Origin of the sequence: Alicyclobacillus sp. ALC3 (genome assembly GCF_028751195.1) — a bacterium.
GTDB lineage: Bacteria > Bacillota > Bacilli > Alicyclobacillales > Alicyclobacillaceae > Alicyclobacillus_L.
In genome coordinates, this window is the sequence record NZ_CP066784.1 from 4,579,437 (window position 1) to 4,604,251 (window position 24,815).

A 24,815-nucleotide genomic window follows, 5' to 3' on the forward strand; every position below is an offset into this window, starting at 1 on the left:
CCTTCCGTGATGTAAGGAAGTGAGTGCCAAGTGGTCGCACGTTCATACACCACAGGGGCCGATTGCTGTGAAGGTGAGTTTGGGACGCTCGGACGAGGTTTGTTATAATGACAACGGTGAATGTTTGAGGTTAGAGGTACTCTTACAGCGAATTCGTGTGGGGCTTTGCCCACGTGCAGAGCTGACCGGGGAGGATGTTGAGCGAATGGCGTTACAGTGGGAAACCGTGAAGGAATACCAAGATATCAGGTACGAACGGGCGGAGGGAATCGCCAAAGTCACAATCAATCGGCCCGAGGTTCGAAATGCATTTCGTCCGGAGACGGTTCAAGAGTTGATCGACGCGTTCAACCACATTCGTGACGACGAGACAACCGGAGTGGTGCTTTTTACGGGAGAGGGAGATAAGGCATTTTGCTCCGGTGGGGACCAGCGCTTTCGCGGTCAAGGTGGGTATGTAGGCGGTGACCATGTACCTCGTTTGAACGTCTTGGACCTTCAGAAGCAAATTCGGCAGTTGCCAAAGCCGGTCATCGCGGTTGTCGCGGGATATGCCATCGGCGGCGGCCACGTTTTGCACTTGGTCTGTGATTTGACGATTGCTGCCGACAATGCCGTGTTTGGCCAGACTGGCCCAAAGGTCGGAAGTTTCGATGCCGGCTACGGCGCGACGTTGTTGGCCCGCACGGTGGGTCACAAGAAGGCGAAGGAAATCTGGTACCTGTGTCGGCAGTACAACGCTCAGGAAGCTCTCGACATGGGTCTTGTGAACACAGTCGTACCGCTCGCGCAGCTGCAAGAAGAGGCCGAGCAGTGGGCGCGTGAAATTGTTGAGAAGAGTCCAATCGCGATTCGTTTCCTGAAGGCGGCCTTCTTGGCCGACACCGATGGATTGCTTGGTATTCAGCAACTGGCCGGTGACTCGACGATGTTGTACTACATGACAGAGGAAGCCCACGAAGGTAAAAACGCGTACTTGGAAAAGAGAAAGCCGGACTTCCGCAAATTCAGGAGACTACCTTGAACGCTGGTGTGAGGAGGCCGAACGATGGTGGAACTGCTCCCTGACTGGTTGGCGAGGAGAGCGGTAGGCCAATCGAAGACGGTGGCAGTAGAGGAAGACGGGGCGTCCATCACGTACTCTGAGTTGCAGACTCGAGCGCTGCGCCTGGCTGGCGAACTCACTCGACTCGGTCTGTGCAAGGGAGACCGAGTCGGAGTTTTTGTCATTCGCGGGCTGGCATTCGCAGTGGCAGTTCACGCTCTGATGCAGGTGGGGGCGGTACTGGTGCCGCTGAACCGCCGCCTCACCGCTGCTGAACTGGCCTGGCAACTTAACGATGCGGACGTGCACTTGCTCCTGAGCGATTTGGCGGCACGTGAAGCGGCGACAGCTGTATTCGATGCAAGTCGGGATGTGGGTCTGGAGCTGACGCTACAGAGCGTTGAGGAGCTAGAGTCGCGTGCCAGCATTGCTCCTTGGAGTGTCCGAGCGAGCAGCCACATTGACCTGGATGCGGTGCATGCGGTTATTTACACTTCTGGGACAACAGGCTATCCGAAAGGTGTCATGATTACCTACGGTAACCACTGGTGGAGTGCGACTGCCTCTGCTTTGCGGTTAGGCGTTCACGCAGGTGACCGTTGGCTGTCGCCAATGCCGCTGTTCCATGTCGGAGGCTTGGCGGTTTTGATGCGCAGTCTCATCTACGGCACTAGTGCTGTGCTGTTGTCGAAGTTTGAACCAAAGTCTGTAAATGAGGCGCTTGATCACGGTGACATTGACCTCGTGTCATTGGCGCCGACGATGTTAGCGCAGATGCTGGCGGACCGTAGAAGTTCTTATCCGCCGCGGTTGCGCACGATTTTGCTTGGAGGAAGCAGTGCGCCACTGCCACTCCTGGAGCAGTGTTTGGAGCTTGGTGTACCCGTTGCCCAGAGTTACGGCTTGACGGAGGCGAACTCCCAAGTCGCTACTTTGGACGCTAAAGATGCGCTCTACAAGTTTGGGTCGTCGGGGCGACCGCTGCTGCCGACCGAGGTTGAGATTCGCGTCAACGGCGAACGTGTGCCCGCGGGCGTGGAAGGTGAAATCGTTGTACGCGGTCCGAGTGTGACACCTGGTTATTTGAATCGGCCGGACGCCACTGCCGCGGCCTTGTCAGGCGGTTGGCTGCACACCGGGGACTATGGGCGGCTTGATGACGAAGGGTACTTGTATGTGCTGGACCGACGCAACGACCTCGTCGTGTCTGGGGCCGAAAATGTTTACCCGGCCGAGGTTGAGTCAGTCCTGCTGGCTCACGATGGGGTTGCAGACGCGTGTGTTGTTGGCAGACCAGATGAGATGTGGGGACAGGTTCCTGTGGCCTACGTAGTCACCCGCGCAGGCACTCATGCTGACGAAGCGGACCTCATCGCGCACTGCAAACAAAAGTTGGCACACTATAAGGTGCCCAAAGACATCTGCTACGTGCAGCAATTGCCTCGCAACGCAGCGGGGAAACTGGTGCGCAAGACCGTGCGCGAATGGGAGAATGCCCGAACGTGAGCAAAAGGGGGTGTGAGGTTGAAACGTCGACAGAAGTGGTTGACCGGAGGGGTTGTCGCGCTCGCTTTGATGTTCGCGGCCGGCTGTGGAACTATCGGTGGTGGCGGCCAGCCAACGGGTACGACAGATAACGCGGCGGTGCAGACTACGGCTACAGGTGCAGGGGTTCCGATTGTAGGCAAGGCTGCACCGTCCTTTTCTTTGCCAACCTTGAACGGAAACCAGACCGTGTCTCTACAGAGCTTGCTTGGAAAGAAGCCACTGATTATCAACGCTTGGGCCAGTTGGTGCAAACCTTGTAACATAGAGACGCCAGACTTAGTGAAACTGTCAAAACAGTACGGGCAGCAGGTCCAGTTCGTCGGTGTGAACTTGACATCGCTCGATTCGGTGGCACAAGCCAAGGCGTTTGTAATCAACTACCACATTCCGTACCCAATCCTGTCCGATCCACAAGGCATGTTTGACAAAACGTACGGCATTCTCTCCGTCCCGACGACGTATGTGATCAGCAGCAAAGGAAAAGTCGTTGATGTTCATATCGGCATCATGAGCAAGCAACTCATGCAGTCGCTGGTGAAGCAAGCGATTCAAGCGGGGTGAGCGGTCGGTCAAAGCATGAACAGGGCGCTTCCTCGGCGTGCTGTCGGAAGCGCCCCGTTTGTTTTGACCGAGGCGTCGCCTGTTTCTTTGGGCAGCAATGATTGGACGTGGTCCCGGTCAAAACTGAAGTGATTTGCCGTGCTCTCTGAGCCACGTGCGCGCAACACGGTAGTCTGGGAACCAGCGTTCAACGTGGGCCCAAAAGCGTCGCGAATGGTTCATTTCTAGCCGATGACATAGTTCGTGAACGACTACATAGTCAAGGACTTCTGGCGGCGCGAGGATTAGACGCCAGTTAAAGTTTAGATTCCCCATACTACTGCAACTGCCCCAGCGAGTTTTCTGATCCCGAATCGCAATGCGCTCAAATGGAATCGCGATTTTCTGAGCCCACAGTTCAACGCGCTCGGTGAGGACCTCTCGGGCTCTGCGTCGCAGCCATGGGACGAGGAGCGGAATCGTTGACGGGTCATCAAGCCCTTGTCCGGGGCCATAGACGTTTAGCACTTGCCCGTCTGAATGCAAAGACCACCCCGACGCCGGCCTGAATTGCACATCGAACTGGTAATCGAAGACCCGCAGTTTCCCTTCTCTCCACGGCAAATTGTGAACGGCGGTGTCAGTCAGTGCTTGTTCTTGGAGCGACTGCACAATGCGCGCACGGTGGCGAGCCAACAGCTTTAGGATGTCCTCATCGGTTGTGTGTAAGGGCGCTCTGACGACAACGATGCTGTTGTCGATCGAGAATGATAGAGTCTTTTGTCGCGCAGCGCTGCGCAATATGACCACTTCGTAGTCTGGAGTTGACAGACGTTTTCCGCTGTTTCGCAGACGCGAATCCATGACACGCCTTCTTTCGACAATCTTTACTTTTCCTTTACATCACATCCACTTGCTTTTTACAACCCACTGATAACATCAATCATCGTAGGACACAATAGTCCATACAGGAACGAACCCGAGGAGGAAACCGTGAAGATGAAGATGAATAAGTGGGTTGCAGGGGCAGCGGCAGTCGCAGTGTTGGGCGCCGTAGCAGGGTGTGGCACCGCAGCCAACAATACAGCAGGGGGCAACACGGCGGGCGGCTCGAACTCCACAGGGTCTACAACTTCGAATACGGCAGTTACGTTGAATGAATCTGGCTCGTCTCTGCTCTATCCATTGTTCCAAAACCAGTGGATTGCTGCATACAAGTCCGTGGATTCAAATGTCACATTGACGGCCGCTTCGACTGGCAGTGGCACAGGCATTCAAGATGCAATTTCGGGGACTGTTCAGATTGGTGCTTCGGACGCTTACTTGCCGGCGGCGGAAGTACAGGTCCATCCGACGATGGTAAACATTCCGCTCGCAATTTCTGCGCAGCAGATTATGTATAATTTGCCAGGCATCACGGGTCATCTCAAACTGACAGGTAATGTGCTGGCGCAGATTTATGAAGGTAAAATTACGAAGTGGAACGACACTGCCATCACCAGCCTTAATCCAGGCGTGACGCTGCCAAACCAAACGATTATTCCGATTCACCGTTCGGATGCAAGCGGCGACTCTTTCCTCTTCTCCTCGCTGTTGACCGACACGAACAACCAGTGGAAGTCGTCTGTTGGTGAGTCGACCAGCCCGTCGTGGCCAAAAGTCAGCGTGGGAGTCGGCGCGACCGGAAACAGCGGCGTGGTGCAGGCGCTTGCTCAGAGCAAGTACAGTATTGGCTACGTTGGCATCAGCTACCTTGACCAAGCTACCGCAAAGGGTATTGGCTACGCGGCACTTCAAAATAAAGCCGGTAACTTTGTACTCCCGACGCAGGCCAACATTACAGCTGCTGCGAATGCACAGGTGGGCTCGACACCAGCCAACGAGACGATTTCGCTGATTTACGGCCCAGGTGCAAATTCTTACCCAATCATCAACTACGAGTACGCGATTATCAACACCAAGCAGTCGGATCCAAACACGGCAGCGGCTCTGAAGAAGTTCCTCAACTGGGCAATTAGCCCGACCGGTGGCAACACCACCACCAACATGAGCGCGGTTCACTTCTTGGCGCTGCCAGCGAGCATCGAGAAACTAAGTCAGGCGCAGATCGGTAAAATCGGGGGCTGAGGGTAGACCTCTCCCTTACGACGGGAGTGGATTCGGTTTGCAACGACTAAACAACCGATCCAAAATAGCGGACAAGGTATTTTTGGTGGCTACTGGCATTTGCGCCAGTAGCCCCGTCGTGATCTTGTTGGCGATTGGGTGGATGGTTTTGGTGCAATCGCTGCCATCCATGCGCTTCATGGGATGGCACTTTCTCACCACAACGCAGTGGAACTTGGGCAGTCTCTATGGAACGCTTGAACACAAAAATGGTGTAACTGCTATGCAGGGTGCCACGTTTGGCGCGTTGCCCTTCATCGTAGGCACAGTTGCCTCGTCTGTCATCGCTCTCATTATCGCGGTCCCGGTGTCTGTCTTTACAGCGATTATTCTCGCCTATCAGGTGCGTGGCTGGCTTGGAACAGTCCTATCCATCTTGGTCGAGTTGCTCGCGGGACTTCCGAGCGTGGTCATTGGTCTCTGGGGCATTATTGTCTTGGCGCCGTGGATTGGGCAGAGGTTTGGCCCATTCTTGACACACCTTGGCGTCGTCATCCCGTTTTTCAAGGGACCCGTGAACACGGGGATGGGGCTGTTAGCGAGCGGGATTGCGTTAGCTCTGATGATCATCCCGATTATCACGGCGACGACACGTGACTTGTTGATGCGGGTGCCGCTCCTGTACCGAGAAGCCGGACTGGGAATGGGTATGACGAGTTTTGAAGTTGTCCGACTGGTTAGTCTTCCACTTGCGCGAAACGGCATTATTGGCGCTGTGGCGCTTGGATTTGGGCGTGCGATGGGGGAGACGATGGCAGTTCTGATGGTCAGTGGGAATGCGTCCAACTACCTTCCCCAGACAATTTACAGCCCGATTTCCACGATGGCGTCCGCTATCGCGTCTCAGTTAGACAGCGCATTGACTGATGCGAGTCATATGGCGGTTGCAGCACTCTCCGAACTTGCACTGATTCTGCTCATCATTACGTTGCTCGCGAACCTGTTCGCGCGCTGGCTCGTGCACAGCACAAGCCGCCGTGGACTAGGGGGAGTCAGAGTATGAATCACACTCGGCGTCGCAGCAGGCGGGTGGGGAGCATCATCGGTTGGGGGTTCGGTTGGCTCAGCACCGCGTTCGTGCTGTTTGGACTGGTGGAAGTCCTGGTGACAGTCGTGTTTCGCGGTCTTGCCTCATTCCACTTAAACATGCTGTGGACAGTTACTTCCGGGGTGGCAGGTGGATTAGCGAACGCATTGCTTGGCACACTGCTGCTCGTGCTCATCTCGACTGTGATCGCGGCACCGCTTGGGATTTTGGGCGGTATTTACGTCACCGAGTTTGCCCACTCGCGTGTCGCCGCGGTGATTCAGTTTATGGCGGAAGTTCTGTCTGGTGTTCCGTCGATTGTCATCGGGTATTTTGGCTACCTTTTGATGGTGTTACGATGGGGATGGCAGTTCTCTGCGTTAGCAGGCGGTATTGCGTTGATGATTATTATGCTGCCGTACATACTGCGGACCACACAGAGTGCCATGGAGCAGGTTCCACGCACACACAGAGAAGCTGCATGGGCGCTCGGAATGACGAGGTTTCAGGCTGTATCGAAAGTGATCTGGCGTCCCGCCGCAGGTGGGATTGCGACTGGCTTGCTGTTGGCCATTGGCATCAGCATGGGCGAGACAGCACCGCTTCTGTATACGGCTGGATGGTCGCCCAACAATCCGTCGTTACAGTTGACGCACCATCAGGTAGGGTACTTGACCTACGTTGTGTGGACGTACATTAACGAGCCGTATGCACAAGCACATGCGCTCGCTTACGCGGCCGCATTTCTGTTGCTGATGTTTATTCTGGTGATTCACTTGGTCATCCGGGGCTTGATTGGTCGCAACGCTGTGGTCCGGGATTAATCAGCCGCATGTTCACCCGCTAGACTCACTGGATTGTGATACGGGGCTGTCCGCCAGGCACTTACATGCCTGGCGGACAGCCCACATTGATCGGCCCATTCTGATTACAGAGCGGCCTTCGTGGACACACCAAAAGTGGTGATTTGCCCGCGAATGATTTATTGTAGAAGTTGTGCCGATTGATCTTCACAAGCCCTACAATCGTGGGAGGCCGACTGAGGAGGCGATGGACGTGGTGAAAGTGCTGCTTGTCACAGCTTCATACGGGGAGGGCCACAACCAGGCGGCACACGCCGTGGCCGAGGCGCTTGAGGCAGAAGGAGCGACACCACGTATCGTGGACTACACGGATTTACTCCATCCGGCAGTCCGTTCCTTGACGAAGTTTACGCTTCTGCAAGGCGTACAACGCGTTCCAGCTTTATACGGCGTGTTCTACAGGTCGATGTCGCGGATGGACCCGTCCTCCTCGATTCAGCGCCAGATGCATCATCTTGGAATGCAACAGTTGAAGAAATTTTTAGCGTCATGGCAACCCGATGTGGTGGCCAGCACGTTTCCGTCGCCAGCTGGTGTCGTATCTGAATTGCGCAGAACGGGACGCACGCGCTTGCCCAACGCTGCCATTATTACGGATTACACGTTTAACGGTCAGTGGATTGCGGAGAACATCGACGCATACTACGTTCCTGTGGAGAGCGCCACACGCGACTTTGTCGAACACGGAGTCCCGACAGAGCGTCTGCACACGTACGGCATCCCGATTCGGTCTCGGTTCAATGAATCACAAGTCCGCTCTCTGCTGCGCAGTCGCATGCTGCTTCGGCAAGAGCAGGGGCTGCGACCTGACAAACCGTTAATTTTGCTAATGGGTGGGGGCGCCGGTTTGCTTGGCGACCCGGTGAACTGGCAACGCCTCGTACAGCGGCTTGATGCACAGTTCGTAATCATTTGTGGGAACAATGTGCGCTTGCGCAAGTTGTTTGCGCCGCTTGTGTGTGACCGGGTCAGAGTGTTGGGGTATGTGCAAAACGTGGAGGATTGGATGGCGATGGCCGACCTGATTGTGACCAAAGCCGGCGGCATCACGGTGACGGAATCCCTGGCCATGGAGTTGCCCATGCTCATTTACCGTCCAATTCCTGGTCAGGAAGTCGAGAATGCCCGCTTCGCCCTCAGTACAGGTGCTGCAGAGCTTGCGACGAATCTTGCGCAGGCGGAGGCGTTCTTGGAGCGAGCTGTCGCTGACCCCAGTCGGCTAGAACGGATGCGCGCCGCTGCGCGCGGATTTTCATCTGTGCGTGGTTCTGCGAGCCGCATCGCCGTGTCGCTCCTTGACCTCGCGGCACGTGCGAAAGATTGGCCGGTGCCTTCCGCTGTGGAGACGTCCTCAACGAAACGCCGAAGTGCCGCGGCGTACTCATCTGCCGCTCGCGGTCGACGAAGTGGGGGCTAATCTGCTTGGGAACAGTTTGGTGGGTTGTGTCACTGTTGATTGCTATTGTTCTGCTGTATTCTGTGATACCAAACATTTTCACGCGGTGGCTGCACATCGGCGTGATTTACAAAGGCCCTGTGCAACCCGTGGTCTCTTTGACGTTTGACGACGGACCGGACCCTCGATACACGCCGCAGTTACTCGATGCACTTCGACAGGCCGGAGTCTCGGCGACGTTCTTTGTCATCGCGGATAAGGCCTTGCGGCACCGAGAGATTGTCGAGCGGATGTTGAGCGAGGGGCACAATGTCGAGGTGCACGGGTATCGGCACCTGTTTGTGCCATGGCTGCCACCGTCAACGACACTCCGACAGGCCCTGACTGCAGCAGCGGCAGTGGAAGACCAGTTTGGCATACAAGTGCGTTTTTATCGCCCGACCTGGGGGCTGTGTAACGCCGTTAGTTGGCTGCCGCGTGTGCGTCGGCGATTGCGGCTTATCACATGGTCGATTATGGTCGGCGACTGGCGAGTTACACCTGCGCAGGAACTCCTGACACGCATTGTCACGCAATTGCACAAGGGCGCAATTATTGTGCTGCACGATTCTGACGAAACGTTTGGAGCACAGCTCGGAGCACCTGAAAACGTGGTACAATTAATTCCGGAGCTGGTTAGTGCAGTGCGCCAGCGTGGGTACGAATTTCGAACGGTGGCAGAGTGGTTGTGAGGAGGGCTGCATCATGAAGAGTCGACTGGTGCGCAGCATTTGGCGAGGATGGGAAGCTTTATTTCGGTTGTTCGCCGGTGTTCACCCCATGTTGCCTGGTGAACCCCATTTATTCCTACTCGCGACTCGACGTTATATGGGAAAACCGTTTGCGGTCGACGGGCAGGAAATTCATCGCGGCGACCGCGTGATCGAATTGCATATCAACAACGAAATGGTTCTCGACTTATTACAGGAAGAGCAAAAGAGTCTGATTGGCACAACCGTGAAATTGCTGCGTGAGGCACAGCGCTCTCTTCCGATTCTCGCTCGTGTCGTCGATTCGCCTGCGTTTCAAAATGAGCATGTGCTGTATGGAGTCACTTTTATCCACCGGGGTGTCAGTAAACTCGGCTTCGAGACGATTCCGTTGCACAGTAGCTTGCTTGAACGCACGACGACGTGGCACCTGCGCAACATCTTTAAGATTGTGAATCCGCAGGCGGAGAAAATGCTTGCTAGTCACCCTGACGCCTTTGTGCCGAAACTGGTCGCAATCTCGAAGGAACGCTTGTTGCAGTTGTACCTTGAGTCACAGCAGACACCATCGGTTGATCCTGCAGCTTCGGATCACGTTCTAGTCTGAGGTGTCTCTGTGAGAGTACTCTTGCTAACCGCTTCATACGGTGACGGTCATCATCAGGTCGCGTCCGCACTGGCGGACGCGTTTTCGCTTTTCGGAGCCGACGTTAGGGAATTTGATTGCATTCGGTCAGGAGGACGCGCTGACGGGCAGTCACGCGTCTTTGGCGAGTGGGTGTACGAGTCTCTGACTCGGTTTGCCCCATGGTTGTACGGTATCAGCTACAACTGGACAAGAAACCTCAGTGAACGCCACCCCCTGTGGTGGCTTTTATCGCTGCCTCTGCGCGGCAGGTTGACACATCTGCTGCGAGATTTTCGGCCGGATGTTGTGTTGCAACTGTTTCCTGAACGATTGCTGTCGGACATGAAATCGGCAGACCTGCCACCGTTCATTGGTGTCGTTGTGACTGACTACAGCGTCCATACGCGGTGGTATCACCGCCGGGTTACGACGTACTTTTTGCCTGCACTGGACTTTCTCGACTTGTCCCGAAGGTTCGTGTTGCCGCACAGTCGTTGTGTAGCGACTGGAATACCCTTGCGCAGGCAGTTCTGGACGTCGGAGCGCGCAAATGACGATGTGCAAAGGCACCAAGTCGAAACAGTTGACACAAGCCGGCCGTACGTCCTTGTGGCGGCAGGAGGAAGAGGGCTGTTTCCCGACCTGCAACAAACCTTATTACAGCTGTGTGCACGTCTGCCTGACCACGACGTTTACGTGATGTGTGGAAAGAACCAGCGCATGCTAGAGACAATCCAGCGCGTGAGTGAGGACATGCCGCGCGTGGTCGGACTACCATTTGTCTCGGAGGTCGCGTTGCTGTACAAATATGCGTCGTTTGCCGTCGTGAAAGCGGGAGGATTGACCGTTAGCGAGTGCCTTGCCATGTCTTGCCCGATGTTGTTATACCGTCCTCAGCCTGGTCAGGAGTACGACAACGCGAAGTATGTGGAATCCATCGGCGCAGGTCGACTCGTCCACGCAAGCCGGGAACTGGCAGATGTCCTGTCAGCCTTCGCAGACCCGGCTGTGCGCACAGAGATGCGAGCCGCTTGTCGGGAAAGTGCGCACCCGAACGCTGCCAATGATGTAGTACACGTGGTCATGAACACTGTCAACAATGCAAGCAGTCAAGTGACGGAATTCACCAAATTCAGGTGATGACTTTATGCCATCGGCACTATTCTACGGCATCCGAGAAAATCTGATAAATTACCATTGCGATGATAGAGTTGCTTGATTATAATGTTACCGAAGCACTAAGCGCTTCAGACTAACAGTCCGAACTCCGAACTTCCGGAGGCGGGGGATTCAGCAATTGGGGCGAATCTAGTGACCGCTGTTACAGAGATAATCTTCGGTATTCACTAGTAGGGAGTGAGCCACTTCCCGAGTCCGTCAACTAACCTCGCAGGACCAAAAGGGGCTCAGGGTGTGAAGGCTAGATTAAAATTTGCATGTGGTGCCGCTGCTTGTCTCATGAGCGTTCCCACCTTGGCGTTGGCTGCAACGACTGAGGTGCACGTCAAAAAAGGCGACTCCTTGTACTCCATTGCAGTTCAAAACCACACGTCAGTCCAAGCCATTATGAACGCGAATCACCTCCATAGTAGCCTTATCCATCCCGGTCAAGTCCTGAAAATCCCTCACAAAACGACGCAGAAGCCCAAGAGCACGGCAATACATAGGACAACACCAGCGTATCATGCACCTCCTAGTCATCCGGCTGGTCCAGTTTGGAAGGTCCAGGTGACGTCGGGCGAAACTTTGTGGGGCATTGCTTCGGCGTATGGAGTCAGTGTGCAGGGACTTGAATCTTGGAACCACTTGTCCACGAAATCAGTCCTTCGTCTTGGCCAGTGGCTTGTTGTATACGGTGGTCATCAACCGAAGCGGCCGGCCGTGACTCGGCCAGCGTCGTCGCATCTAAGTGGTCGAAGCGGTGGGAACGCAACAGGGACAGTCGGCACGGGCGTGCTGGGTTTGAACGTTGTCAGGTATGCAGAACGCTTCCTTGGAGTGCCTTATGTGTGGGGCGGCGAGTCATCTAGTGGGTTTGACTGCTCTGGCCTCGTGCAGTTCACATTTGCCCATTTTGGCGTGTATCTCCCGCGTGATAGTTTCAGCCAGTACAATGTCGGCCGTCCTGTTTCAGAGGCGAGTTTGTTGCCTGGAGACCTCGTGTTCTTTAATACGGACGGTGGTGGAGCTTCGCATGTCGGTATTTATGTAGGCGGTGGGGCGTTTGTCAACGCGTCTGGAACTCATGTGCAAATCGACTCTATCTGGTCGAGTTACTGGAGCAGTCACTACGTCGGTGCTAAGCGAGTCCTGTGAGACACAGTCAGAAAAAGAGTGCCGCACGCTTTAAGCGTGCGGCACTCTTTTGGGTACGCCTAGCTGCCAACTGGAGAGTTGACGCGGCATTCGGTTTCGCGACCCTGGTGTTAAGCGAGCGCATGCATGGATAAGTACCCTATCGTGCAAATGACGAGTAGGATCGATACCGACACACTGACTTTTTCACCGATCATCCAAACACGCCGGAACTTAGCGATTGGACTGTAAGTCGTATCATCTCGGTCCTCGCTGACTGTGCGACCTTGCTCGTGTACGGATTCCACCGAATCACCTCAAGTGGGGATAGACCTTGACCTTCTCAGACTTCACGCGACGATTCTACTTTACCACTCTTGCGCCCGGAAAGCATGGGTCAGGAGTCGTCCATTGTGAAGAATGTGTTTCCGAATTGCTGAAAATTGTCAAAACTAGCTGTCGTGTTCAGTCGTTATTGCTGCAACGCGCAAGCGCTTCCGCGGTGCCGCTTGTTCATTCAGAGCCTGAGCTAGCGAATTTTCGTGATCCGGACAAGATGAGTGCGACAATGGCGATTACCGCGACGAACAAGTAGGCGCCGCGGAACGCGGCGACCATCTGCGCCTGTGAAGCCTGACCTTCATGCCCGACCCCGTAGAACACCAAGAAAACTTGGTAGGACAGTCCCCCGAGTGTGACGCCAATGCTCATGCCCATGGTTCGAGACATGTTCAAGAGTCCGCCGACGACACCAAGACTGCTCTTCGGTGCGCTGCCCATGACACTGCTGTTGTTTGGCGGTGTAAAGAATCCGAGTCCCGCACCGATGAAGAAGAAGCCAGCGACCAACAGCACAATGCCGACGCCACCGTGCGTAAACCCGGTTGCAAGTGCTAATCCGACGCTGCCGAGGGCCGCGATCAGCATGCCGGACACTGTCAGGATGCGCGTGCCAAAACGGTCTGCCAGCGCGCCGGAAACCGGGGTGAAAATTGTCATTCCCAGCGGGATCACGGTCATGTACAAGCCGGCCTGGTAGGACTGCAGGTGTTGCACGCGGTCAAAGTAAAATGGCCCAAGCAGCGTCACCGCGTACATGACGGCGAAGGACAGCACACCCGTAATGCTGCCGACTGAGATACTGGGTATTTTCAACATACTGAGGTCGAGCATCGGGTGCTGCGACCGCCTCTCTACAACAATGAACGAAGCCATACCCAGTGCAGCGACGATGTAACTCCCCACAATGACTGGGGACCCCCAGCCTTGGTCTTTGCCCGTGTTGAGGAAGTAGATGAGAGCAACTAAGGTCGGTGCCAAAATGATTGCACCTAGGTAGTCAAACGCCTGTTGACGATTGCGCTTGCCGTCGGGAGGCAGCATGAGTATCCCGAGCACGGTGCCAATGATACCGACAGGCACGTTAACGAAGAACACCCAGCGCCAGGTTGCGAAGGACAACAAGGTGCCGCCAATCGCTGGACCCAGGCTCAACCCGATGGCTTGAGCCGCTCCTTGGATGCCGATTGCTTTTCCGCGGTCACTCGCTGGTGTAGTGGCCGTGATGATGGAGACGCTGTTCGCTTGGAGCATGGCGGCCCCGACTGCTTGCAGGACGCGGGATGCCAGCAAGAACGTGAGGTTGGGTGACAAACCGCACAGTAATGAACCGATAATAAAAACCGTGAACCCAATCGCGTACATCCAGCGCCTTCCGAACATATCTGCGAGGCGACCAAGTGGAATGATGAGTGCGGCCAACGTCAAGAGATACGTTAAGCTGACCCAGGTGACAGTACTCAGTGTGACGTGAAACTGCCGTTGTAACACCGGTAGCGTAATATTGACAATACTTGCGTCTACCGCTGCCATAAAAGCGCCAATACACACAGTAGCAACCACAAACCAGTGGTAATTCGGTCTGCGGTAGACGGATGGCAAGGGGAAGAAACTGCCTTTTTTTGTCGGGTCAGGCTTAGGGTTAGAAAAAGACGTTTGGTTCGCGCTCACAGGCATCTCCTCCTTGCTGGCATCAAGTGTTTGTCACGCAGACGAGCGCGTGTAACGCTTCCAGCAATGACTTAGGGTTCACGGGTCAAATTGACTTCATACTCGTACAAGGCGCCCAGGTAGCGGACTTGCGAAAATTCAATCGGGGACCCAGATTCATCTTGCGTCGTCCGCACGATGACAAGCACAGGCTCACCCAGTGTTGCGCCCAAGATGCGGGAGTCCTCCGCGTCAGCGACTGCGGCGCGAATGGACTGCGTACCAAGTCCTACGCGCACCCCATTGCGTTCAAAAAAACCGTAGATATGGTCAAACAAGTCTTTCATTTTCTCGACTTCCGCGGAGTCTGTGTGGTACGGCGGCGTCAGATACGACCTTTCCGAAAACACCGGTCGCTGTCCGAGTTTCGCCAGCCGGTGAATCACGATGACTGGTGACCCGGTTTGCCGCTGTAGATGCACAGCGACGTTGGCCGGGCAGGGGTCCACCGACAGGCGGAGAACATCGATGTCGACGTCCGGATGCCGCCGACGCAGGTCTTCGGCGAATCCGTAGAGGCGAGATGCGTGAGATGCCGTACGCTGTGCCACAAAAGTACCTCGGCCTTGCTTTCGGATCACGTATCCGCTCGCCACCAAGTCTCCAATCGCGAGGCGGACCGTTGTGCGACTGACGCTGAACTTGCGTGCGAGTTCAGGTTCGGAGGGCAACAACTGATTCGGCTGCCACCGTCCGGACTCAATCTCATCCAGCAGTTCAGCCTTGAGCTGGTGGTAGAGAGGAACGCTTTCTCGCATGGGGACACCTCTCCGAGCAAACTTGACTAGACATCATAACGTTACTACAAGTTAAGCTCAGTATACCCGGCTAATGGAGTCGTCGCAATAGGCAAACAGTCGACGTTTGTCGACTGTTTTGTGTACCGTTAGGGCGCCTTCTGGCGGGACTGTTAGTTGAGGTCGGAGCGGTCGCCGGTCACGATGTAAATGACACTCTCACCGATGTTTGTCGCGTGGTCTCCGAGGCGTTCGAGGGCGCGACCGCACATCGCAAGCGTCATCGCCTGTGTGACGGTAGTGGGGTCTGCTTTGGTGAGGGTAAACAGTTCTTCGACGATGCCTCTGTAGATTTTGTCGACTTGGTCATCTGCGGGCGCTAGTTTGTTGGCGAGTTCGGTGCTGCTTTCCACGTAAGCGTTTAGCGCATCGGAGATCATTTGATCGATGATGAGAGACATCCGCGGGATGTCTACCAAAGGTTTAATCAAAGTTTGCCCTTCGAGGCGAAGGACGGACTTCGCAACGTCGACAGCCAAGTCGCCCATCCGCTCCAAGTCGGTCGAGATGCGCATGCCAGCGACAATTTTGCGCAGGTCCGTTGCCACCGGTTGCTGCGTCGCAATGAGGCGGATGCAAAGGTCTTCAATCTCGTGTTCTTCCCGGTTGATTTTTCGGTCATTTTCGACGACTTGACGCGCTGCACTTTGGTCGAGCGCCTTCAGGGCATCAATCGATTTGCGCAGCGCTTCTTGCACGTCACCGCCCATGTGCAGCAGTTTCATCTTCAGTTCACGTAGCGCGATGTCGAAGGTGTGACGTTGCTGCATCGTGGACTCACTCCTCTTTATTTATCTGGTCAGAGCGGTTCATCCGAAACGCCCTGTAATATAGTCTTCTGTTCGCTGATCGTCCGGTTTTGTAAAGATTTTTGTGGTATCAGCAAGCTCAATGAGTTCACCGTTGAGGAAGAAGGCCGTTTTGTCGGCTACCCGGGCTGCCTGCTGCATGTTATGTGTGACGATCACGACCGTATACGAGCCTTTTAACTGCTCGACTAACTCTTCCACGCGCAGAGTCGAAATTGGATCGAGCGCGGATGCTGGCTCGTCCATCAGCAAAACTTCAGGTTCGACAGCGAGAGCTCGTGCAATGCACAACCGCTGCTGCTGACCACCAGACATAGAGACTGCTGGAGATGACAGTCGGTCTTTCACCTCGTCCCACAACGCCGCCTTTTGCAAGCTTTCTTCGACGCGCCGCTGGAGTTCGTACTTGTTGCGCAGGCCACCTAGCCGCAAACCAAGTGCTACGTTGTCGTAAATGCTGAGCGTGGGAAACGGGTTCGGTTTTTGAAACACCATGCCGACTACGCGTCGAACGTCGACCGGATCTATGGTGTAGATATCCTCATCGCCAAGCCGTACTGAACCGTCCACTCGCGCGAGCGGAAGTGTCTCGTGTAAGCGGTTGAGACAACGCACGAACGTCGACTTGCCGCAACCGGAAGGGCCAATAATGGCTGTGACCTGGTTGGCTTCAATCTCTAAGTCGATGCCTTTAAGCGTTAAGTTGGAGCCGTACCAAGCCTTCAAGTCTGATACGACAATGCGTTCGCCCATTCATTCCACCTCGATTTTGTCCACCGTATTTTATCATACAAGCCGAGTATGAATGTATCGTCATGGATTTGTAAACGTCTCGTAAAGTCACGTCGACTCGAGTCGACAGCCACAGACGAACAGTAGCGGTTCGCGTCTAGACATGACAGTCTGCGTCTGAACGTGACAGTCCGTTGATAGGCCTCAGTCATAGCTTGTATAATAAAGTGGATATTGCCCAAGGAGGTTTGTTTGTGGACCTGCGAGAAGTGGAATACCGAGTACAAGCGGGAGTGGCGACGGTTACGCTGAATCGGCCGGATGCCATGAATGCGTTGACGCGCCAACTGCGAAGTGACCTGCTGACGGCACTGGCCGAAGCAGCGGCGGACTCATCTGTACGGGCTGTTTTGTTGACGGGGGCTGGAAGAGGGTTCTGTGTAGGACAAGATGTGAAGGAACTTTCGGAAGATTACGCCGATGAAGGTCCGCAAATGGGCCGGTTGGTCGAAACCGAGTACATACCGATTGTCAAGGCGTTGCGCGCTATGCCCAAACCAATTGTGGCACTGCTCAACGGACCTGCAGTCGGCGGCGGTATGGCGTTGGCCCTAGCCGCTGACTTTCGTGTCATTCACGAGAAGAGTGCTCTTACGCCTGTCTTCGTGAAGGTCGGACTCGTCCCGGACTCTGGAGTGACGTTTTATCTCAGCCGTATGGTGGGACTGGCCAGAGCGGTCTCTCTGACGATGCGCGGTCAGTCCATCACGCCGACAGAACAAGTCGCGTTGGGACTCGCGGCAAAAGTCAATGCGACATTGGACGAGGCACAGGCTGAGGCGGATGCCTTGCTCACTGAACTCGCGGTGGGTCCGACCGAAGCGTATGTCCAAATCCGCAGGCTCTATGACCAAACAGCTGGTGTTGGTCTCGAGGAAGCTCTGGTGCTTGAAAAAGACGTTCAGCAGCAGTTGGCGCAGACCGCCGACCACATGGAGGCAGTCACGGCATTTCTTGAACGCAGAAGCCCGCAGTTTCAAGGGAAGTAAGACAGTGCGGTGAGCTTTGTCATGAATCTTACAAATTAGGTTAAGGGAATGGAGAGGTGTTTTAAATGGCACAGACGATGTTGCCAGCGGGTACATTGACCGGCAAGACGGCGGTCGTTACAGGTGGCGGTACAGGGATGGGGCGTGGGTTTGCAACCGAACTGGCTCGCCTTGGCGCACACGTGGTGCTCGCCGGCCGCAAGGAAGAGCGCCTGGCTGCGGCGGCAGACGCCATCCAGAGCGAAGGTGGGCAGGCCAGCTACTTTGCCACCGATATTCGTGATCCGGAACAGGTTGAGGCGTTGATGAACACCGCTGTGGAACGTACCGGGCACCTCGACATTTTGGTGAACAACGCGGCAGGGAACTTCATTGTGGATAGCGATAAGCTCTCTGTAAACGGGTGGAACTCCGTCGTGAATACGGTGCTGAACGGGACTTTTTACTGCACGCGCGCCGCTGGACTGAAAATGATTGAGGCCGGAAATGGCGGTAAAATCCTTTCGGTTGTCGCGAGTTATGCCTGGACTGGAGGCCCGCGAACCGTTCATTCTGTGGCTGCCAAGGCTGGGGTGACCGCGATGACGAAGACGCTTGGTGTTGAGTGGGCTCACCACGGCATCCGTGTCAACGCCATCTGCCCCGGTCCGACCGACACAGAAGGCGCGCGTCCACTGTGGGCTGACCCAGAGGAAGAGAAGCGACTGCGCGCGAAAATCCCCGTCGGCCGGTTCGGCACGGTGGAGGAGATGGCGCAGGCGGCTAGTTACCTGTTGTCACCGTACGCTGACTTCGTAAACGGAGAAGTCTTTGTCATCGATGGTGGCGAGTGGCTTGGAAAGGGACTTACGTCATGACCGAAGGTCTGCTCACAGGAAGGAAGGTGCTGGTGACTGGCAGTTCGCGCGGGATTGGCCGCGCGACTGCTCTTGCCATGGCACGCCAGGGAGCGGACGTGGCTGTGCACTATCATCGTCAATCTGACCTCGCTGGGGAAGTCGCTGCAGAAATTCGCAGCCTCGGCCGCGAAGCGATTGCCGTGCCTGCGAACCTGGAGTCTCCTGACGACGTCGACCGCATGTTCGACGCCATTGAAAGCACTTGGGGTGCGCTTGATGTGTATGTGGCGAACGCAGCAGCGACAGCGTTTAAACCACTCTTGGAAATGAAGCCGCATCACATTGACCGCACCTATCGGTTGTTGATTCAGAGCCTCCTGCAGGCGGCGCAGCGCGCCGTCCCACTAATGGCCGGACGGGGCGGACGCATTCTCGCAGTGTCTGGCCACGGAGTGCGTTTTACACTGCCACTGTACGGCTCAATCGGTTCGGCCAAAGGTGCCGAAGAATCACTCATCCGCTACTTAGCAAGTGAACTTGGGCCTCATCAGATCACTTGTAATTCCGTCGCTCCAGGTGTCGTCGACACCGATTCGGCGCGGTTCTATAAAGGCGAAGCGTACTCTGAGTTCGAGCAGGCCGTGAGTGCGCAGACACCGCTCGGGCGGTTGGCGACGCCGGAAGACGTCGCAGACGTGTTGGTGTTTCTCGCCAGCGATATGGCGCGGTTCATTACGGGTCAGGTCGTGTGCGTTGACGGAGGGCTCACACTCACATCGGGTCCGTTTGAAGTAACAAAGTAATCGGTTGTGCAAGACTTTGTGCTGAAAGGGTGAACGACGTGGACAAGCGAATGACGCTCGACGACGTAGTGTCAGAAATTCGAAACGGCGACACCATTGCGATTGGTGGGTCGTCCCTGTCGAGAAAGCCGATGGCACTCGTACGCGCCTTGGCGCGGGCAGGTCGTAAGGACTTGCGATTGGTTGTCGATGTCGGGGGCCCAGAAGTAGACCTTCTCCTCGGGACGGGCAGTGTAGCGGCTGTGCGGTATGCTTTTGTCGGTTTCGAAGTGATGGGCCTCGCACCGCACTTTCGCCGTGCGCGCCAAAAAGGTGGCGTAGACTTTGAGGAATGGACGGAGTACACGATTATGGCGGGTCTTGATGCCACCATTAAGCGCGTACCGTTCTTGCCGACACACACCGGTCTGGCCACGGATGTGCTGAACGTAAACCGCTCGTTCAAACGCTTCAACGACCCGTTTGGCGGCGAGGAGTTGGTTGCCATTCCAGCAATTCGTCCGGATGTCGCGCTGATTCACGTCAACTACGCGGATGTGCAGGGCAATGGCGTGATTCTTGGGGACGGACACGTAGACGTGCTGTGCGCCAAGGCGGCCAAGAACACGTATATGTCCTGTGAACGGATTATCTCACCGGAGGAACTGCAGCGGTACGGTCGCGATGTGCAGGTGTTGCGCGTACATACAGCGGGCGTCGTGGAGGTGCCGTGGGGCGCTCACCCCACGGGCTGTGCACCCGAATACCGCGCAGATTTGCGCCACATGCAAGACTACCTCATTAGCTGTGGCAAGGTGGAAGACTGGCAAGCCTATCAAGATCGGTTTATTTACGCCGATCACGGCCGCTACCTGGAAAACCAGGGCGGAGTCGAGGGCTTGGTAGCGCGTCTGAAGGTGTAAGATGCGCAATCAGCCTGAATATCGCTGTGACCTGCAGTTTTGTGCAGAATTGAAAGGAGGAGTCCTGAGTGCCACTTGAAACGCCTTACTCCGTGGACGAGTTTCTGATCACGACGATGGCGCGGCAATTTTCCGGTGAAGTGCTGGTCAGTTCTGTCACTGCGTTCGGAGCGTTGTCGGCGCGTCTGGCAAAAATGCGCTACGCGCCAGACATCGCGGTGTTGTCGACGCCAGAGTCTGGCATGGAAGTGCTGCCGATGCCGACCTTGACGCTCGGACAGTTCCTGACCGATGCGCAAAGCGGGATCCCGTTGTCGATGGAAGAGATTTTTGATGCGATTTTCACGGACCACTTCCGCATTTGGATCAACCCTTCGCAGATTGACCGATTTGGCAACACGAACATCGCGTGCATTGGCGACTGGCATCAACCGAAGGTCGCGCTCGTCGGGTCACGCGGCATCCCGGAAGACACCAGTCACCTGTCCGAGATTTTCTACTACATTTTGCGGCACGACCCCCGTTCAGTCGTTGAGCGTGTCGATTTCCGCAGCGGCGCTGGCAACGGCGAGGAGCGAGACCATTACCTTGGTCGCCACGGCGCACCGACACTGCTCGTTTCCGACCTCGGCGTGTTTGACTTCACGGGTCCGGGTGGGCGAATGTCAATCCGCACCCTTCACCCTGGCGTGACAGTGGAGGAAGTCCAGGAGAAGTCAGGATTTGAAGTATTTGTCCCTGCGGACTTTTCCATCACACCTGAACCGACGGAAGACGACATTTTGATCATCCGCTCGGCTGACCCGCTCGAAGTGCGCAAGTGGGAGTCGTTGTCTGGCCCGGAGGCGGCCGAGCGGTTTGTGCAGGTTTACGAGCGTGAGCGGCAACTCCTGCACGCGACCTGGCCGCAGTTGAAACGATGAGCGTGGAGAACCAGCGTGTGCTGGTTACAGGCGGAGCACACGGAATTGGCCTGGCCACTGCAAAGCTGTTTCAGGAGCGTGGGGCCGAGGTTGCCATCTGGGCGCTCCATGAGGAGAGTATTGTCGAAGCGAAGGACACGCTTGGGGCCGATGTGTTTGGGCAGGCTGTCGACGTCGGCGACCTCGGCGCTGTCGATGCTGCACGCAGGCAACTGCGCGAACGGTTTGGGCCAGTCGACATTCTGGTCAACAACGCAGGGTATACACTGACTTCGCATTTCCTTGATGAACAGCCAGGCTACTGGGAGCGCGTGGTTGCCACGAACCTGTGGGGGGTTGTCTACACGACCCAGGTGTTCTTGCCGGACATGCTTGCGCAAGAAGCAGGGGCCATCGTCAACGTCGTCTCGGACGCTGGTCGCGTCGGCATGCAAGGGGAGGCGTTGTACGCAGCCGCAAAAGGCGGCGTGATCGCGTTCTCAAAATCGATTGCGCAAGAAGTTGCAAAACGCGGCGTGCGAGTCAACTGTGTCTCGCCAGGTCCAACACGGACACGAATTCTCGAGGAAAACAGTGAACACGGGGACGCGAGCAAATTGATTGAGGCAATGGTTAAGCGCATCCCGATGCGCAAGATTGCGGAACCCGAAGAAATCGCAGAGGCGATTGTGTTCTTTGGCAGTCCGGCTGCCTCACACGTGACTGGGCAAGTTTTGTCTGTGTCTGGCGGACTGACGATGGTCGACTGAAACGGTCATCAGCAGACAACCTGTGAAAAGCGGCGGAGAATTACTCCGCCGCTTTCCATATGACTACACCGTTTTGGCCACCGAATCCGAAGGAATTGCTGAGTGCGTACGTTACGCGTCGTTCTACTGGTCCGTCGCGCAGGAGCAGTGCTGGCGCGTCCGGCTCAGGGTTGTCACAGTGCAGATTGGGAGGAAGAACGCCTCTGTGCAAGGATTCCACACAAGCCAGGCTCTCCACGGCGCCTGCTGCACCGAGTGAGTGCCCGATAGAACCTTTAATTGAACTGACCGGGATGTCCTGCAAAGCGTCGCCGAACACACTGTTTAGGGCGTGAATCTCAGCGTCGTCCCCGGCCTTTGTAGACGTTGCGTGTGCGTTGATGTAGCCGATTTGCTCGGGTTGCAAACCAGCCGAGCGGAGCGCTTTGCGCATCGCCAACGCTGCGCCTTCCCCTTTCGGGTGTGGGGCAATCTGATGAAAGGCGTCGTTGGTTGTACCGTAACCGACGAACTCGGCGTAAATCTTAGCCCCGCGGGCCACCGCGCGCTCGTAGGGTTCGAGAACAAGGACAGCTGCGCCTTCACCCATCACCATGCCAGCGCGGTCCTGGTCAAACGGGCGCGACCATGCCGACAGGTCATCTGGACCGTGGACAGCGAGAGCGCCTGACGCGCGCAGTCCGGCGAGCAAAGTCGGCGCAAACAGGCAGTCCGTACCGCCAGCGAGAGCAACGTCAATTTGTCCGCTGCGCAGCCACATCAGGGCTTCACCAAGTGAGTTCGCAGACGACGCACACGCCGTTGAGTATGTAAGGACAGGTCCCTGAACCCCATACTGGATTGCCAGCGCTGCGGCTGCTCCGTTTGGAATGGACTTGGACACAAGCCGTGGTTCAGCACGGTTGGTCCGCTCAGTGAGTAAACTAGCGGCAGCATCGTCAAAACTTCGCACTGAACCAAACGTCGTGCCCATAAACACGCCAATCCGGTCCGAGTCCGTGCCTGGTTTCCACTCGAGTGGGCTGTCGGTTTTCGCGAAGCCAGCATCGACCAGAGCCTCTCCCGCGGACACCAAGGCCGTCTGAGTGAATCGTGCAGAATCCTTGACTAGCTTGGCCGTCAGAAAGTCGCGTGGCTCAAAGTTTGGCACTGCCGCGACAACGGGGGCGTACGGGGCAATGGCAGGGTCGTCAGTGGGTCGAACCGCAGAGCGGCTCTGGACGAGCGCGTCCCAAAACGCGGCAACTCCGACTCCGTGCGGGGTTACGGCCCCTCGACCGGTTACAGCAATCCGCATAAGTTGTGTCGTCATAATTCCGCTCCTTACAGAAAGATGTCAATTAGGGAGAAAACCTCGTCCATTATAATATAAACCACATGCAGGCGTCCTCACAGACCGGGACCCAGACAAGTCTAGTGGGCACAACCGACCGTGAAGTGGTACCATAAGAAGAAGCGAAGGTGTTGTGCTACAGGGGGCCAAGCGAACGGTGATCAATCCACAGGAGATGACAGGGCAGGACTTGGCGTTTGAGTTGCCCCCGACTCGGGCAATCTCGCTCCCTCACGTCGGGCGACAGTCTAAGTACTCGTCGCGGTGGGTGTTTACCCGCTTGTTCCTGGCGGTCGGGTTGGCGCTGTTTGTGCGCAGCCGACACCGCGTGCGGGTGTTTGGGGAAGTACCTAACCGTAGACAGTCTACTCTTGTCTTGGCAAATCATCAGCATGACCTCGACGGACTCGTCATCCCGTCGCTCTTGAACCTGCAACGCCCGTTGGGGCGACCGGTGTATTGTGTCGCTTCACAGCGCCTGTTTGAGCCAGGCTTTTTTGCCGTACGTATGTCGACGCATTTTCTGTCGATGTTACGGCGATGGAACTTCGCCAAACTATTTGCAGGCGTTGGCGTGTTGCCGATGGAGAATCAACCGCTGTCAAGACCCGACGCCAGTCTTGCCTATGAGATCATGCAGGAGTGTGGCAACGTCCGGTTGGAAGATGTGTTTACCAGTGCAGCTTTGACGCGGTATCGGCTGCGCAAAGGCGCACGTCTGCGCGCGCTGTGGAATCGTGCCAACGCGCCTCTTGCCTTGACGGATGGAGCATTGCGCAATCTCAAACCCGCTTTTCGCCAATTCATTCGCGATCGCGAACGGTTTGTCATTGAACACCAAGCCAACCAGTTGGCTTCGACCCTTGAACAAGGGGAAACGCTGTTTTTGCTGCCTGAAGGTCGATACAGTCGAGATGGACGGATGGCTCCGTTGCGTGCATCTTTGGAGTGGTTGTTGCCGCTTGCTGAGAAGGTGTACCTGTTCGCCGTCAGTTATGACGTATTTCGTTCGCAACGGGCTGACTTTGTCGCGAGAGTCGTTTCATTTGAACCGCGGGCGTATTCCGGAGCCGGTGGGCAGCCGTTGCAGGCGCTGGCAACTTCACTCAAGGCGGCTCGGCCTGTAACGTTTTCACAGCTGTTTTCGCAGTTCGTGTCAAGTCTTCGAGGAGCTCATGACGCGAACAGAGATGTTTCGTTCTCGGCGGGTGAAGTCTCAGCCGCAGTGTCTCGTCAGATGGCGGAGTTGCCGGCAACGGTGTTTGTCGATCCCGAACTGGTTCACGACCTCTCAGGTGTGGTTCACAGTGCCCTAGCCAACCTGCGCCGGCGTGGGCTTGTTCGCTCTGAGCGCGGCCGCTACCGTTTTACGGATATCGGCGGCAAGACACGCGACTTCCCAGGTGTCCAGGACATCATTCGATATCAATCCAATATGCTGCAGGAGACGGTCAGGGCTGGTGTAACCGCCTTAACCGGTCGGGCACTTCCGTAGCCATTGTTTTCATCACACGGCTTCAAGCCAACAAGGCACAGAGCGGGTATGAACCCGTTCTGTGCCTTGTTGTGTTTT

Annotated in this window: 24 protein-coding genes and 1 riboswitch; of the genes, 18 read left to right on the forward strand and 6 right to left on the reverse strand. The window is 56.0% G+C overall.

Annotated elements, in window-relative coordinates:
- Positions 1 to 205: 205 nt before the first annotated feature.
- From menB to JC200_RS21530, 3 genes are read left to right on the forward strand one after another with little or no spacing between them, the layout of a single operon-like run.
- Positions 206 to 1,024, forward strand: a complete 819-nt coding sequence (menB, locus tag JC200_RS21520) for a 1,4-dihydroxy-2-naphthoyl-CoA synthase (RefSeq protein WP_274433778.1) — start codon at positions 206 to 208, stop codon at positions 1,022 to 1,024.
- A 24-nt stretch (positions 1,025 to 1,048) separates the two neighbouring features.
- Entirely contained in the window at positions 1,049 to 2,551 is a 1,503-nt protein-coding gene (locus JC200_RS21525) for an o-succinylbenzoate--CoA ligase (protein WP_274433779.1), read from the forward strand.
- A gap of 18 nt (positions 2,552 to 2,569) precedes the next feature.
- Entirely contained in the window at positions 2,570 to 3,154 is a 585-nt protein-coding gene (locus JC200_RS21530; protein ID WP_274433780.1) for a TlpA family protein disulfide reductase, read from the forward strand.
- 117 nt (positions 3,155 to 3,271) lie between these two features.
- Here JC200_RS21530 and JC200_RS21535 read toward each other — a convergent pair whose 3' ends face one another.
- Positions 3,272 to 3,997: a M48 family metallopeptidase gene (locus tag JC200_RS21535; protein WP_274433781.1), complete on the reverse strand. Its 726-nt coding sequence runs from the start codon at positions 3,995 to 3,997 to the stop codon at positions 3,272 to 3,274.
- 135 nt (positions 3,998 to 4,132) lie between these two features.
- On the opposite strand from JC200_RS21535, the gene pstS reads away from it, so the two are divergent.
- The 8 genes from pstS to JC200_RS21575 all read left to right on the forward strand — a co-directional run bounded on the left by pstS (position 4,133) and on the right by JC200_RS21575 (position 12,278).
- Positions 4,133 to 5,260 (forward strand): phosphate ABC transporter substrate-binding protein PstS, encoded by a 1,128-nt coding sequence (gene pstS / locus JC200_RS21540; protein WP_274433783.1) that lies wholly within the window; start codon positions 4,133 to 4,135, stop codon positions 5,258 to 5,260.
- A gap of 37 nt (positions 5,261 to 5,297) precedes the next feature.
- Entirely contained in the window at positions 5,298 to 6,302 is a 1,005-nt protein-coding gene (pstC, locus tag JC200_RS21545; RefSeq protein WP_274433784.1) for a phosphate ABC transporter permease subunit PstC, read from the forward strand.
- Positions 6,299 to 7,150, forward strand: coding sequence for a phosphate ABC transporter permease PstA (gene pstA, locus JC200_RS21550; protein ID WP_274433785.1), 852 nt, complete (start codon positions 6,299 to 6,301; stop codon positions 7,148 to 7,150). The genes pstC and pstA overlap by 4 nt, the downstream gene beginning before the upstream one ends.
- A gap of 232 nt (positions 7,151 to 7,382) precedes the next feature.
- Positions 7,383 to 8,606 carry an MGDG synthase family glycosyltransferase gene (locus tag JC200_RS21555; protein WP_274433786.1) on the forward strand — a complete coding sequence of 408 codons (1,224 nt, stop codon included), beginning with the start codon at positions 7,383 to 7,385 and terminating at the stop codon, positions 8,604 to 8,606.
- 5 nt (positions 8,607 to 8,611) lie between these two features.
- Positions 8,612 to 9,316, forward strand: coding sequence for a polysaccharide deacetylase family protein (locus JC200_RS21560; protein WP_274433787.1), 705 nt, complete (start codon positions 8,612 to 8,614; stop codon positions 9,314 to 9,316).
- A 13-nt stretch (positions 9,317 to 9,329) separates the two neighbouring features.
- Positions 9,330 to 9,941 carry a YkoP family protein gene (locus JC200_RS21565; RefSeq protein ID WP_274433788.1) on the forward strand — a complete coding sequence of 204 codons (612 nt, stop codon included), beginning with the start codon at positions 9,330 to 9,332 and terminating at the stop codon, positions 9,939 to 9,941.
- A 9-nt stretch (positions 9,942 to 9,950) separates the two neighbouring features.
- Positions 9,951 to 11,102 carry an MGDG synthase family glycosyltransferase gene (locus tag JC200_RS21570; RefSeq protein WP_274433790.1) on the forward strand — a complete coding sequence of 384 codons (1,152 nt, stop codon included), beginning with the start codon at positions 9,951 to 9,953 and terminating at the stop codon, positions 11,100 to 11,102.
- A gap of 108 nt (positions 11,103 to 11,210) precedes the next feature.
- A riboswitch (cyclic di-AMP (ydaO/yuaA leader) is annotated at positions 11,211 to 11,373 on the forward strand.
- Positions 11,374 to 11,375: 2 nt separating this feature from the next.
- Positions 11,376 to 12,278: a C40 family peptidase gene (locus tag JC200_RS21575; RefSeq protein WP_274433791.1), complete on the forward strand. Its 903-nt coding sequence runs from the start codon at positions 11,376 to 11,378 to the stop codon at positions 12,276 to 12,278.
- 492 nt (positions 12,279 to 12,770) lie between these two features.
- On the opposite strand, the gene JC200_RS21580 is transcribed toward JC200_RS21575, so the two are convergent.
- From JC200_RS21580 to pstB, 4 genes are all read right to left on the reverse strand, one after another.
- Positions 12,771 to 14,267 (reverse strand): MFS transporter, encoded by a 1,497-nt coding sequence (locus JC200_RS21580; protein ID WP_274433792.1) that lies wholly within the window; start codon positions 14,265 to 14,267, stop codon positions 12,771 to 12,773.
- Between the two features lie 71 nt (positions 14,268 to 14,338).
- Positions 14,339 to 15,064, reverse strand: a complete 726-nt coding sequence (locus JC200_RS21585; RefSeq protein ID WP_274433793.1) for a GntR family transcriptional regulator — start codon at positions 15,062 to 15,064, stop codon at positions 14,339 to 14,341.
- A gap of 152 nt (positions 15,065 to 15,216) precedes the next feature.
- Positions 15,217 to 15,873 (reverse strand): phosphate signaling complex protein PhoU, encoded by a 657-nt coding sequence (gene phoU / locus JC200_RS21590; protein WP_274433794.1) that lies wholly within the window; start codon positions 15,871 to 15,873, stop codon positions 15,217 to 15,219.
- Positions 15,874 to 15,912: 39 nt separating this feature from the next.
- Complete coding sequence (gene pstB, locus JC200_RS21595; protein ID WP_274433795.1) at positions 15,913 to 16,665, reverse strand: phosphate ABC transporter ATP-binding protein PstB; 753 nt, start codon at positions 16,663 to 16,665, stop codon at positions 15,913 to 15,915.
- Positions 16,666 to 16,898: 233 nt separating this feature from the next.
- On the opposite strand from pstB, the gene JC200_RS21600 reads away from it, so the two are divergent.
- The 6 genes from JC200_RS21600 to JC200_RS21625 all read left to right on the forward strand — a co-directional run bounded on the left by JC200_RS21600 (position 16,899) and on the right by JC200_RS21625 (position 21,909).
- Complete coding sequence (locus JC200_RS21600) at positions 16,899 to 17,693, forward strand: enoyl-CoA hydratase-related protein (protein WP_274433796.1); 795 nt, start codon at positions 16,899 to 16,901, stop codon at positions 17,691 to 17,693.
- A 65-nt stretch (positions 17,694 to 17,758) separates the two neighbouring features.
- Positions 17,759 to 18,550, forward strand: a complete 792-nt coding sequence (locus tag JC200_RS21605; RefSeq protein WP_274433797.1) for an SDR family oxidoreductase — start codon at positions 17,759 to 17,761, stop codon at positions 18,548 to 18,550.
- Positions 18,547 to 19,335, forward strand: a complete 789-nt coding sequence (locus JC200_RS21610; RefSeq protein ID WP_274433798.1) for an SDR family oxidoreductase — start codon at positions 18,547 to 18,549, stop codon at positions 19,333 to 19,335. Before JC200_RS21605 ends, JC200_RS21610 begins: the two co-directional genes overlap by 4 nt.
- Positions 19,336 to 19,373: 38 nt before the next feature.
- Positions 19,374 to 20,237 carry a CoA transferase subunit A gene (locus JC200_RS21615; protein ID WP_274433799.1) on the forward strand — a complete coding sequence of 288 codons (864 nt, stop codon included), beginning with the start codon at positions 19,374 to 19,376 and terminating at the stop codon, positions 20,235 to 20,237.
- 68 nt (positions 20,238 to 20,305) lie between these two features.
- Entirely contained in the window at positions 20,306 to 21,160 is an 855-nt protein-coding gene (locus JC200_RS21620; protein WP_274433800.1) for a CoA-transferase, read from the forward strand.
- Positions 21,157 to 21,909: an SDR family NAD(P)-dependent oxidoreductase gene (locus JC200_RS21625; RefSeq protein WP_274433801.1), complete on the forward strand. Its 753-nt coding sequence runs from the start codon at positions 21,157 to 21,159 to the stop codon at positions 21,907 to 21,909. Before JC200_RS21620 ends, JC200_RS21625 begins: the two co-directional genes overlap by 4 nt.
- Positions 21,910 to 21,949: 40 nt before the next feature.
- On the opposite strand, the gene JC200_RS21630 is transcribed toward JC200_RS21625, so the two are convergent.
- Positions 21,950 to 23,221, reverse strand: coding sequence for a beta-ketoacyl-[acyl-carrier-protein] synthase family protein (locus tag JC200_RS21630; RefSeq protein ID WP_274433802.1), 1,272 nt, complete (start codon positions 23,219 to 23,221; stop codon positions 21,950 to 21,952).
- 178 nt (positions 23,222 to 23,399) lie between these two features.
- On the opposite strand from JC200_RS21630, the gene JC200_RS21635 reads away from it, so the two are divergent.
- A complete protein-coding gene (locus tag JC200_RS21635) occupies positions 23,400 to 24,737 on the forward strand; it encodes a 1-acyl-sn-glycerol-3-phosphate acyltransferase (protein ID WP_274433803.1) in 1,338 nt (445 codons plus the stop codon).
- The last annotated feature ends 78 nt before the right edge of the window (positions 24,738 to 24,815 follow it).

Bases quoted from the DNA above. Each gene is read 5' to 3' on its own strand.
- JC200_RS21610 (WP_274433798.1), top strand. From the start codon at position 18,547: ATGACCGAAGGTCTGCTCACAGGAAGGAAGGTGCTGGTGACTGGCAGT.
- pstB (WP_274433795.1), bottom strand. From the start codon at position 16,665: ATGGGCGAACGCATTGTCGTATCAGACTTGAAGGCTTGGTACGGCTCC.
- JC200_RS21525 (WP_274433779.1), top strand. From the start codon at position 1,049: ATGGTGGAACTGCTCCCTGACTGGTTGGCGAGGAGAGCGGTAGGCCAA.
- JC200_RS21625 (WP_274433801.1), top strand. From the start codon at position 21,157: ATGAGCGTGGAGAACCAGCGTGTGCTGGTTACAGGCGGAGCACACGGA.
- JC200_RS21535 (WP_274433781.1), bottom strand. From the start codon at position 3,997: ATGGATTCGCGTCTGCGAAACAGCGGAAAACGTCTGTCAACTCCAGAC.
- pstA (WP_274433785.1), top strand. From the start codon at position 6,299: ATGAATCACACTCGGCGTCGCAGCAGGCGGGTGGGGAGCATCATCGGT.
- JC200_RS21605 (WP_274433797.1), top strand. From the start codon at position 17,759: ATGGCACAGACGATGTTGCCAGCGGGTACATTGACCGGCAAGACGGCG.
- JC200_RS21585 (WP_274433793.1), bottom strand. From the start codon at position 15,064: ATGCGAGAAAGCGTTCCTCTCTACCACCAGCTCAAGGCTGAACTGCTG.
- JC200_RS21565 (WP_274433788.1), top strand. From the start codon at position 9,330: ATGAAGAGTCGACTGGTGCGCAGCATTTGGCGAGGATGGGAAGCTTTA.
- menB (WP_274433778.1), top strand. From the start codon at position 206: ATGGCGTTACAGTGGGAAACCGTGAAGGAATACCAAGATATCAGGTAC.
- phoU (WP_274433794.1), bottom strand. From the start codon at position 15,873: ATGCAGCAACGTCACACCTTCGACATCGCGCTACGTGAACTGAAGATG.
- pstS (WP_274433783.1), top strand. From the start codon at position 4,133: ATGAAGATGAATAAGTGGGTTGCAGGGGCAGCGGCAGTCGCAGTGTTG.
- JC200_RS21630 (WP_274433802.1), bottom strand. From the start codon at position 23,221: ATGACGACACAACTTATGCGGATTGCTGTAACCGGTCGAGGGGCCGTA.